This is a genomic window from Mycolicibacterium chubuense (assembly GCF_001044255.1).
In the GTDB taxonomy this organism is placed as follows: domain Bacteria; phylum Actinomycetota; class Actinomycetes; order Mycobacteriales; family Mycobacteriaceae; genus Mycobacterium; species Mycobacterium chubuense.
In genome coordinates this window covers 25912-35075 of the sequence record NZ_JYNX01000073.1, presented here as the reverse complement: position 1 = coordinate 35075, position 9164 = coordinate 25912, and the positions used below count along the sequence as shown (strand labels likewise).

Below are 9164 nucleotides of genomic sequence, written 5' to 3'. Positions count from 1 at the left end.
GGAAGCCTTCGTCTTCGAGCTCGCCCATGGCCTCACGGCGGCCGTGCGCAGCATGTGGACGACCGTGCGGGAGAAGGTCCGCGAGCGCAGCCGCACCACCGAGGTCATGCTCGCCGGTGCGATCGTGCGGGCCGTCGAGGGCAACACCCTGGTGCTGAGCCACGAATCGGCGCCGTTGGCCAAGCGGCTCACCGAGGCGCGCAACGCCGACGTCATCCGCGAGGCCCTCAAGGATGCGCTCGGGGTGAACTGGAACATCCGCTGCGAGACCGGCACCGCGCCCGCGGCAGCAGCGCCGACAGCCGCCGAGCCGCGGCGCCTCCCTGATGAACCGCCCCCGCCCCCCGACGGCGACGACGAGGAGAGCATGCTCGCCGAGGCCGGCAACGTCGACCCGGCCGCGCCCCGGCGCGACCCGGAGGAGGCTGCGCTGGAACTGCTGCAGAGCGAGCTGGGAGCGCGCCGCATCGACGGGTGACGTGGCACGACTGACCACATCCGCTTTTTGCAGGAAAAGTGCGAGTAGACGGCTGCAGAACGTGGATTTCGACCAGCCGACCCGGTGACCTAGGCGGCGGTCTTCTTCTCCCGCAACACCAGCAGCGGCAGCACCACCGTCGCGACCGCGGTGACCAGCCACACCACCACGGTCGCGCCGATCCAGGATCCGACGCCGCGGATGCTCAAGCCTTGCGACAAAAGCGAAGCCAGTAACAGGGCCGCGAACGTCGACACCAGGCCGATGCCGCCGAGGAAGGCCGATGCATACCGGCTGGCCATCTTCAGGAAGAACGGCGACAGGATCGCCTGCGCCACCGTGAAGATCACCACCGCGGCGACGAATCCCCACGCCGACAACGTCACCCCCGGCACCAGCCACGCGGCCACCAGCAGACCGATGGCCGACGACCCGAGAAAGATAGCGACGCGCAGCAGGAAGCGGACCATGCCGGGATCGTAGCTCCCGTCGTGGCTGGAATCAGGCGGTCCACCAAGGCCGCAACGGCAGGCCACCGTCACGGCCGCGCTCGTCGAGCTTGACCGCCAGCACCTGATGCAGCTGGATCGCGTTCTGCTCGAAGCCGACCCGCGAGCCGGCCATGTACAGGCCCCACACCTTCGCGGTCGCGAGCCCGACCTCGGCCACCGCCTCGTCCCAGTGCTCGACGAGGTTGCGGTTCCAGTCCCGCAGCGTCATCGCGTAGTGATTGCGCAGGTTCTCCTCGTGCACCACCTCGAGCCCGACGTCCTGGACCTCGGTGATGATCCGGCCGGAACCGGTCAGCTCCCCGTCGGGGAAGACGTACCGGTCGATGAACCCGCCGGCCGCGGCGCCGTGCCGGTTGTCGTGGCGGGTGATGCAGTGGTTGAGCAGCAGCCCGCCGGTGCGCAGCTTGGACTTGAGGAACCGGAAGTAGGCCGGGTAGTTGGCCACCCCGATGTGCTCGGTCAGACCGATGGACGACACCGCGTCGAACTGGGACTCCCGCACGTCGCGGTAATCGCTGTGGCGCACCTCGGCGAGGTCGCCCAGTCCCTCCTCCGCGATCGCCTTCTGCGCCCACTCGGCCTGCTGCCTGGACAGCGTGACGCCGATCGCCTTCACGCCGTGCCGGGCGGCGTAGCGCACCATGCCGCCCCAGCCGCACCCGACGTCGAGCAGTCGATCGCCCGGTTGGAGGCGCAGCTTCTCGAACACCAGCCGGTACTTGTTGTCCTGCGCTTCCTCCAGCGTCGCCTCGGGATGCTGGTAGCACGCGCAGGTGTAGGTCATCGACGGGCCGAGCACCCACTCGTAGAAGGTGTTCGAGACGTCGTAGTGATGGTGGATCGCCTCGGCGTCACGAGTTTTGCTGTGCCGCAGACCTTCTGCGAACCGGCGCCAGCGCGGCAGCGCCTCCTGCGGCGGCGGTGAGATCGGCTTCAGATGTTCGATGCCGATCGAGCGGATGACCTGGGCCAGCACCCGCGCCGACGGGCGCTTGAAGTCGAGCTTCTCGGTCAGCGCGTTGAGCAACTCGTACGGATCACCCGGGTGCACCCCGTGCGCCTCGAGATTGCCTGAGATGTATGCGCGAGCCAGCCCCAGGTCGCCGGGTGCGGTCGCCAGATACGTGGTCCCGCGCGGCGTCAGCAGGTCCAGGCCCAGTTCGGCGTCATCCGGTCCGGCGCTGCTGCCGTCATAGGCCGTGAACTTCAGCGGCTGCGTGCCAGAGGCGAAGATCTCCAGGATCTCCGCCAGCGTCAGGCGGCCATCGGCCGGGTTGGCCGCGTCCGTCGGTCGTTCTCGAAAAGTCGTCATTGTCGCCGTACCGCCTTCGCATACAGGTCGAGGAACCGGGAATCCGGGTCGTAGATCTTCTTCACCGTCGTGTACACCTCGCCGCCATAGAGTTCGTCGAACTCCTCCGGCGAATAGAAGGCATCGGAGTACAGCGACTTGTGTCCGTCGAGGTCGCTGACCTTCCGCTCGATCATCCGGTTCGTGTACCCCTCCTCGGGTCCGACAGGCACCGAGGACCAGAATCCGACGTTGACGTAGCTGTGATGCGGCCGGATCGGATACAGCGGCCAACCGCCGGTGGAATTCGGCGCGTCGCGAAGCCGCAACGGGCACAGCCAGATCGGCTCGATCGGAACGGTAGCCAGGAACCACTCGACGAACTCGGCGGTCCGCTCGATGGGCACCTCGACGTCCTGCACCACCCGTTCCCGCGGTGGGCGGCCGTTCCGCTTCTCGATACGGTCGGCGATGTCGAACCGCTGGTCGTACCCGATGAGCTTCCAGTAGAAGCTGGACCGCCGCAGTCGCCGCGGCCAGAACCGCCGGATCCGCGGGTCCTGCGCGCCGAAAGCCCGTGAGCACCAGAACCAGTCGGTGTCCCAGCGCCACAGGTAGTCGTGGATGGTCAACCGGTCGTGCTTCTCCCCGGAGGGATGCTGGATCGACCGGTAGTAGATCTGCTGACCGGTGTAATCGCTGACCGGCCCCGGCGTCGCCGACTGGATGCCCAGACACAGGTAGCTCTCGTCGGCACTGAAGACGACGCCGTCGAGGTAGTCGACCCGCTCGCCGTTCCAGCCGCCCGTCTCGATGATCCGGTCCATCGCCTCGATCAGGGCGTCGATCGCATGGAATCGCACGTGCCGCAACGCGACGAACGGCTTGACAGGTTCCAGCTCGATCGTCAACCGCACCGAATAGCCTAGCGTCCCATAGGAATTCGGGAACGCATGGAAGAGATCGGGGTTCTCGGTGGGCGAGGCTCTCACGACATCGCCGGTGCCGGTGAGGATGTCCATCTCGAGCACGGATTCATGGGGCAGACCGTTGCGGAACGAGGTCGACTCGATGCCGAGGCCGGTGACCGCGCCCCCGAGCGTGATCGTCTTGAGCTGCGGGACCACCAGTGGTGAGAGTCCGTGCGGCAGCGTCGCGGCAACGAGATCCTCGTAGGTGCACATGCCGGCGACGTCGGCGGTGCGCGCCACGGGATCGACGGAGATGACATCGGTCAGGCCCGACACGTCGAGGCCGGGGGCGGTGCTCTTCGCGCGAGCGCGAAAGAGATTGGACGTGGGTTTGGCCAGACGCACGGTGGCACCGGGCGGAATCGCCCGATAGCTGGCCAGAAGCCGCTCCACACCGTCGGCGTGAGCTGCACGTGCGTCGGTCGCGGGAACAGACACACATATACGCTAGTCCGCGGTGGCACCCGATGCGACCGCACCCGAGCCAGATGAGGAGTTCGCACCGATGGGACAGGTCAGCGCGTCCAGCACGGTATTGATCGACGCCGACCCGGCGACAGTGCTCGGCGCCGTCGCCGACTACCAGGCGATGCGGCCGAAGATCCTCTCGGAGCACTACAGCGGCTACCGCGTGCTCGAGGGCGGTCAGGGCGCCGGCACCGTCGCCACCTGGAAGCTGCAGGCCACCAAGTCACGCTCCCGCGACGTCAAGGCCACCGTCGACGTCGCCGGTCACACCGTCATCGAGAAGGACGCCAACTCGTCGATGGTGACCAACTGGACCGTGGCACCCGCCGGTCCGGCGGGGTCGTCGGTGACCCTCAAGACGTCGTGGCAGGGCGCCGGCGGCGTCGGCGGCTTCTTCGAGAAGACGTTCATCGCCACCAGCACCGCGGCCGCGTCGGCGCTGCCGCCCGCCATGNCCGAGGCGGTCCAGGACGTGTAGCGGGCGTCTAGCCGCGCTGGGCGCTCAGGAAGGCCACGATCCCGCGGACCACGGCGTCGGCGTACTTCTGCCGGCCCTCGGCGGTCGTCATCAGACCCGAGTCGATCGGGTTCTTCATGTTGCCGCACTCGACGAGGATCGACGGATACTGCGCCAGGTTGAGTCCGGCGATGTCGGATCGCGGGTTCAGGCCCGACGAACCGATGTAGGTCGACGGGGGAATGCCCGAGCCGGCCATCTGGTCGCGCATCACCTTGGCGAACTGCACGGCCGGACCCGCCTGCGCCGCGTTGAGCGGCGGCGACGAGTACAGCACGTGGAAGCCGCGCCCGGTGGGCGGACCGCCGTCGGCGTGGATCGAGACGATCGCGTTGGGCCGGATCGCGTTGGCCATCGCGGCGCGCTCGTCGACGCAGGGCCCTGGTCCGCTGTCGTCGCCCCGCGACATCGCCGTCCGCACACCCAGCCCGGTCAGGGCCTGCCGGACCCGCAGCGTGGTGTCCCAGGTGAACGTGTGCTCGGGGAAGCCGTCCGCGGTTGAGGTGCCGCTGGCCTGGCAGTCCTTGGTGCCGCCGCGGCCGGTGGGCACCTGCCGGCCCATGTCGGGCATCGACGCCTGGTGGCCGGGGTCGAGGAACACGATCATGCCCGCGATGTTGGTCGGGGCGGCCTGTGCAGGGGCGGCCAGCGTGGAGGCGGCGACGAGCAGCCCGGCGGCGATGGTAGCGCCGACACGCACGGCAGCTCGGAATAGCACGGCGCCACGGTAGCCCGCCCGCCGACTAGGCTGAAACCCCGAAGCGTCGCTTTCGACGTGAGCGCAACCAAGTCGAGACCGACACGCAATCAACACCCCAGAGGAACAGCTATGCAGCCCGGTGGCCAACCCGACATGTCCGCACTCCTCGCGCAGGCCCAGCAGGTGCAGCAGCAGCTGATGGAGGCGCAGGAGGCGCTGGCGAACTCCGAGGTGCACGGCCAGGCCGGCGGCGGGCTGGTGCAGGTCACGATGCGCGGCAGCGGCGAGGTGGTCGGACTGTCGATCGACCCGAAGGTCGTCGACCCGTCCGACGTGGAGACGCTGCAGGACCTGATCGTCGGCGCGATCGCCGACGCCGCCAAGCAGGTCACCATCCTCGCCCACGACCGGCTGGGCCCACTGGCCGGCGGCATGGGCGGTCTCGGCCTGCCGGGGATGTGACTCTTTGTTCGAAGGACCCGTCCAGGATCTGATCGACGAGCTCGGCAAGCTGCCCGGGATCGGGCCCAAGAGCGCCCAGCGCATCGCGTTCCACCTGCTGTCGGTCGAGCCGCCGGACATCGACCGGCTGACCGCCGTGCTGAACAAGGTTCGCGACGGGGTGACGTTCTGCGCGGTGTGCGGCAATGTCAGCGACGAGGAACGCTGCCGCATCTGCTCCGACCCGCGCCGCGACGCGTCGCTGGTGTGCGTGGTCGAGGAGCCGAAGGACGTGCAGGCGGTGGAACGCACCCGCGAGTTCCGCGGGCGCTACCACGTGCTGGGCGGGGCGCTGGATCCGCTCTCGGGCATCGGGCCCGACCAGCTGCGGATCCGCGAACTGCTGAACAGGATCGGCGAACGCGTCGATGGTGTCGAGGTGGCCGAGGTGATCATCGCGACGGACCCGAACACCGAGGGCGAGGCGACCGCCACGTATCTGGTGCGGATGCTGCGTGACATCCCGGGGCTCTCCGTGACGCGGATCGCGTCGGGGCTCCCGATGGGCGGGGACCTGGAGTTCGCCGACGAGCTGACGCTGGGCCGCGCGCTGGCGGGCCGTCGCGCGATGGCGTGACGGGGCCGGCGCGGGGCCTGCGCGGGCTGGCGTCACTTCTGCCCCACCTCTGCACGTTCTGCATGCGTCTACTCGCACTTTCTGTGCAAAACGTGCAGGGCTGGAGTTTCTGGGGCCCTGCGACCGCAGCTCCCTGCGTGCTCGTCCCGCTCGCCTCACCTCCGCACGTTCTGCATACGGCTACTCGCACTTCGTGTGCGAAACGTGCAGGGCTGAGGTCTTGTCGGTGGCCATGGGCAGCATGCCCTGCATGAACAGAGTGATTCTCGGCGGCGAGGCCGTCAGGGCCGGCGTGGTCACCCGGCATGAATTGAGGCGCGACTACACGACGCTCTATCGCGGCGTGTTCGTGCGCAAGCGCATCGAGCTCACGCTGCGGGATCGGGCGATCGGTGCGTGGCTGGCGACCGGTCGCAAGGGAGTGATCGCGGGTACCGCGGCCGCAGCGTTGCACGGAGCGCCGTGGATCGACGTCGACGTCCCCATCGAGGTCGCCGGGGTCCGTGCCCGCCCACAGCACGGACTGATCATCCGCTGCTTCGCGCTGTCGGGCGACGAAATCACCCGTCGCAGCGGGCTACCCGTCACCACCCGGGTACGAACGGCCCTCGACGTAGGCCGTCTGTCGAATCGTGCAGGTGCCCTGACCCGGCTGGACGCCTTGATGTGGAACCAGCCCTTCTCCACCGAGGAGGTGTCTGCCCTCGCGGACCGGCGACCGAAGTTGCCGGGCCTCGCCCAGTTGCGCGATCTGCTTCCTCTCGTCGATGGCGGCGCGGCGTCGCCTCGGGAAAGTCTCATCCGACTGTGGTTGCTGGACTGCGGGTTTCCGCGACCCGAGACCCAGATTCCGGTGGTCGACGGCTCCCGCCCGGTTGCTTTCCTCGACCTGGGGTGGCCGGAGTACGGCGTCGCGGTCGAGTACGACGGTGATCATCACCGCAAGGACCGCACGCAGTACGTCAAGGACATCGGACGGTTGCGGATGCTGGAGCAGATGGGCTGGATCGTGATCCGGGTGATCGCCGAGGAGCGGCCGGCAGTGTGGCTGGACCGCGTCGAGGCCGCGCTACGCAGTCGTGGCTGTGCACTCGACCCGAGTGACAGGCAGCGTGTCGTGCGGACGTTGGCCGCCTAGACCCGGCGCGGGGCGGCCAGCCGCTCCCGGCGCAACTGGTCGACCTCCGGAAGGTTCAGCGGCGCAAGGGGTCCCACCACCTTGGCGAGCAGGTGGTCGGCGAGTTCGGGATTGCGGGCCAGGCAGCAGCCGTGCAGATAGGTGGCGACGATGCTGCCCTGAACCGCGCCGTCGACGCCGCCGCCGGCCCGGTTGCCCGCGCCCTTGGTCACGGCGGCCAGCGGCCGCGCGTCGGCACCCAGATCGGTTCCGCCGCGGTGGTTCTCGAACCCGGTGAGGGTCTGGGTGAGACCGTCGATCAACGGCGTCGACGCCACCTCCCCGATGGTCCTCTCGGCCTGCGGGGAGGTCGTCACGTCGAGCAGCCCGACGCCTTCCACGCGCTCGCCCGCCGACGTCTCGTACCAGTGGCCGAGAACCTGGATCGCCGCGCAGATCGCCAGCACCGGCGCACCCCGCGAGACCGCCTGCTGTAGACCGGGATAGCGGATCAGATGCTTGGTCGCGAGTCGCTGCGCGTAGTCCTCGGCACCGCCGAGCGTGTAGAGATCGAGTTCACCGGGCACCGGATCGTCGAGAGTGATCTCGACGATCTCCGCGTCGATTCCCCGCAGCCGCAACCGTTGTCGCAGCACCACGGAGTTGCCGCCGTCGCCGTAGGTGCCCATCACGTCGGGCAGCACCAGCCCGATCCGCACAGCCGATTGGCTCATCCCAGTGCCCGATTCAGCTGCAGGAACGCCGTGTAGTTGGCCAGCACCTCGACGTGCCCCGGCGGGCAGGACCGGATCGCGGCCATCGTGTCGTGCACCAGCGTGTGCCCGACGCCGGCGTAGCCGAGACGGACGGCCAGATCGGTGCCGCGCTCTCCGGCGGCCACCACCGGAACCGACTCGAAGTGTTCGAACTTCACGTCCCACAACCAGGACAGGTCCTCACCGTCGGGCACCTGGCCGTTGACCGAGATCACCACGCCGGCGGCGTCCCGATCGACCATGGACAGCGCTTCCTGCCATCCGGCCGGGTTCTTCGCCAGCAGGATCCGTGCGGTGTGCGCCGAACCGACCGGGACGGTGCGGTAGCGGCCGGCGACCTCGTCGACGGCGGACACGGCCGCCACCGCGGCGGCGGGGTCCGCGCCCAGCGTCACCGCCGCGGCCACCGCCTGGGTCGCGTTGCCCCGGTTGACGGTGCCGGGCAGGGTGAGCGCCATCGGCAGCGACAGCCCGCCGGGACCGTGGATATGGGTGTCGTCGAACCACCAGTCCGGGTCGGGCCGCTTGAAATCGGTGCCGGTCGAGTACCAGTGGGCGCCCTCGCGCACGATCACCTCGCCCGAGCGGGGACAGCTCACCGAGTCGCTGGCCCAGCCGCCCCCGGCGGCCACCCACACCACGTGCGGGCTGTCGTAGGCCGCGGACGTCATCAGCACGTCGTCACAGTTGGCGACCACCACCGCGGCCGGATGGCGGGCCAGCCCGGCGCGCAGCGTGCGCTCGATGTGGTTGATCTCACCCACCCGGTCGAGTTGGTCGCGGGAGAGGTTGAGCAAGATGATGACCGCGGCTGTCACAGCATCCAAGACATGCGGCACGTGCATCTCGTCGACCTCGAGCGCGGCCAGGGTCGCATCGGGCGCGGCAGCGAGCGCGGCCACCAGGCCGGCGTCCATGTTGGCGCCCTCGGCGTTGGTGGCGACCGGGCCCAGCGTGGCCAGCGCGGCCGCCGTCATCCGGGTGGTGGTCGACTTGCCGTTGGTGCCGGTCACGACGACGGTGCGGCGGCCCTGACCGAGCTGGCCGAGGATCGAGCGATCCAGCGTCATCGCGACCAGGCCGCCGATCATCGCGCCGGCGCCCCGGCCGGTGACGCGGGACGCCCATCGCGCGCCCGCGCCGGCCGCAAGCGCGACTCGTCCGCGCACCGAGACTCCCCGGTCGCTGCGCTCCTGCTCTCCGCGGGTGACCATTCCCGGCAGTTTAGAGAAGCAGCCGACACGCGGCGTGGGGAG

The 9164-nt window shown here is 69.2% G+C and carries 9 protein-coding genes and 2 pseudogenes; 5 read left to right on the top strand and 6 right to left on the bottom strand.

Features of this window, described 5'->3' with window-relative positions; genetic code table 11:
• A pseudogene (locus MCHUDSM44219_RS25565) lies at positions 1-478 on the top strand (DNA polymerase III subunit gamma/tau); the annotation flags it as partial.
• 89 nt (positions 479-567) lie between these two features.
• On the opposite strand, the gene MCHUDSM44219_RS25560 reads toward MCHUDSM44219_RS25565, so the two are convergent.
• From MCHUDSM44219_RS25560 to MCHUDSM44219_RS25550, 3 genes are read right to left on the bottom strand one after another with little or no spacing between them, the layout of a single operon-like run.
• The gene (locus tag MCHUDSM44219_RS25560) at positions 568-948 is read right to left on the bottom strand and encodes a phage holin family protein (protein ID WP_048421079.1); all 381 of its coding nucleotides are present in this window, start codon (positions 946-948) and stop codon (positions 568-570) included.
• 31 nt (positions 949-979) lie between these two features.
• Complete coding sequence (locus MCHUDSM44219_RS25555; RefSeq protein WP_048421078.1) at positions 980-2302, bottom strand: class I SAM-dependent methyltransferase; 1323 nt, start codon at positions 2300-2302, stop codon at positions 980-982.
• Positions 2299-3690: an FAD-binding oxidoreductase gene (locus tag MCHUDSM44219_RS25550; RefSeq protein ID WP_048421077.1), complete on the bottom strand. Its 1392-nt coding sequence runs from the start codon at positions 3688-3690 to the stop codon at positions 2299-2301. Before MCHUDSM44219_RS25550 ends, MCHUDSM44219_RS25555 begins: the two co-directional genes overlap by 4 nt.
• 67 nt (positions 3691-3757) lie before the next feature.
• Between MCHUDSM44219_RS25550 and MCHUDSM44219_RS25545 the strand changes: the two are divergent.
• Positions 3758-4174: pseudogene (locus tag MCHUDSM44219_RS25545) on the top strand (SRPBCC family protein); the annotation flags it as partial.
• Positions 4175-4205: 31 nt separating this feature from the next.
• Here MCHUDSM44219_RS25545 and MCHUDSM44219_RS25540 read toward each other — a convergent pair.
• Positions 4206-4955, bottom strand: a complete 750-nt coding sequence (locus tag MCHUDSM44219_RS25540; protein ID WP_048421076.1) for an Rv3717 family N-acetylmuramoyl-L-alanine amidase — start codon at positions 4953-4955, stop codon at positions 4206-4208.
• A gap of 111 nt (positions 4956-5066) precedes the next feature.
• On the opposite strand from MCHUDSM44219_RS25540, the gene MCHUDSM44219_RS25535 reads away from it, so the two are divergent.
• From MCHUDSM44219_RS25535 to MCHUDSM44219_RS25525, 3 genes are all read left to right on the top strand, one after another.
• Positions 5067-5399 carry a YbaB/EbfC family nucleoid-associated protein gene (locus MCHUDSM44219_RS25535; RefSeq protein WP_048421075.1) on the top strand — a complete coding sequence of 111 codons (333 nt, stop codon included), beginning with the start codon at positions 5067-5069 and terminating at the stop codon, positions 5397-5399.
• Between the two features lie 4 nt (positions 5400-5403).
• Complete coding sequence (gene recR / locus MCHUDSM44219_RS25530) at positions 5404-6015, top strand: recombination mediator RecR (RefSeq protein ID WP_043413292.1); 612 nt, start codon at positions 5404-5406, stop codon at positions 6013-6015.
• A 250-nt stretch (positions 6016-6265) separates the two neighbouring features.
• Positions 6266-7153, top strand: a complete 888-nt coding sequence (locus tag MCHUDSM44219_RS25525) for a type IV toxin-antitoxin system AbiEi family antitoxin (RefSeq protein ID WP_048421074.1) — start codon at positions 6266-6268, stop codon at positions 7151-7153.
• On the opposite strand, the gene MCHUDSM44219_RS25520 is transcribed toward MCHUDSM44219_RS25525, so the two are convergent.
• Together MCHUDSM44219_RS25520 and MCHUDSM44219_RS25515 are read right to left on the bottom strand one after the other, a co-directional pair.
• Positions 7150-7866: a type 1 glutamine amidotransferase gene (locus tag MCHUDSM44219_RS25520; RefSeq protein ID WP_048421073.1), complete on the bottom strand. Its 717-nt coding sequence runs from the start codon at positions 7864-7866 to the stop codon at positions 7150-7152. The two genes, MCHUDSM44219_RS25525 and MCHUDSM44219_RS25520, sit on opposite strands and share 4 nt — an antisense overlap.
• The gene (locus tag MCHUDSM44219_RS25515) at positions 7863-9122 is read right to left on the bottom strand and encodes a Mur ligase family protein (protein WP_048421072.1); all 1260 of its coding nucleotides are present in this window, start codon (positions 9120-9122) and stop codon (positions 7863-7865) included. The genes MCHUDSM44219_RS25520 and MCHUDSM44219_RS25515 overlap by 4 nt, the downstream gene beginning before the upstream one ends.
• Positions 9123-9164: the final 42 nt, after the last annotated feature.

What these genes read in the sequence shown, in the direction of transcription:
- MCHUDSM44219_RS25560 (WP_048421079.1), bottom strand. Translation starts at nt 948, where the DNA reads ATGGTCCGCTTCCTGCTGCGCGTCGCTATCTTTCTCGGGTCGTCGGCC.
- MCHUDSM44219_RS25520 (WP_048421073.1), bottom strand. Translation starts at nt 7,866, where the DNA reads ATGAGCCAATCGGCTGTGCGGATCGGGCTGGTGCTGCCCGACGTGATG.
- MCHUDSM44219_RS25535 (WP_048421075.1), top strand. Translation starts at nt 5,067, where the DNA reads ATGCAGCCCGGTGGCCAACCCGACATGTCCGCACTCCTCGCGCAGGCC.
- MCHUDSM44219_RS25515 (WP_048421072.1), bottom strand. Translation starts at nt 9,122, where the DNA reads ATGGTCACCCGCGGAGAGCAGGAGCGCAGCGACCGGGGAGTCTCGGTG.
- MCHUDSM44219_RS25555 (WP_048421078.1), bottom strand. Translation starts at nt 2,302, where the DNA reads ATGACGACTTTTCGAGAACGACCGACGGACGCGGCCAACCCGGCCGAT.
- MCHUDSM44219_RS25525 (WP_048421074.1), top strand. Translation starts at nt 6,266, where the DNA reads ATGAACAGAGTGATTCTCGGCGGCGAGGCCGTCAGGGCCGGCGTGGTC.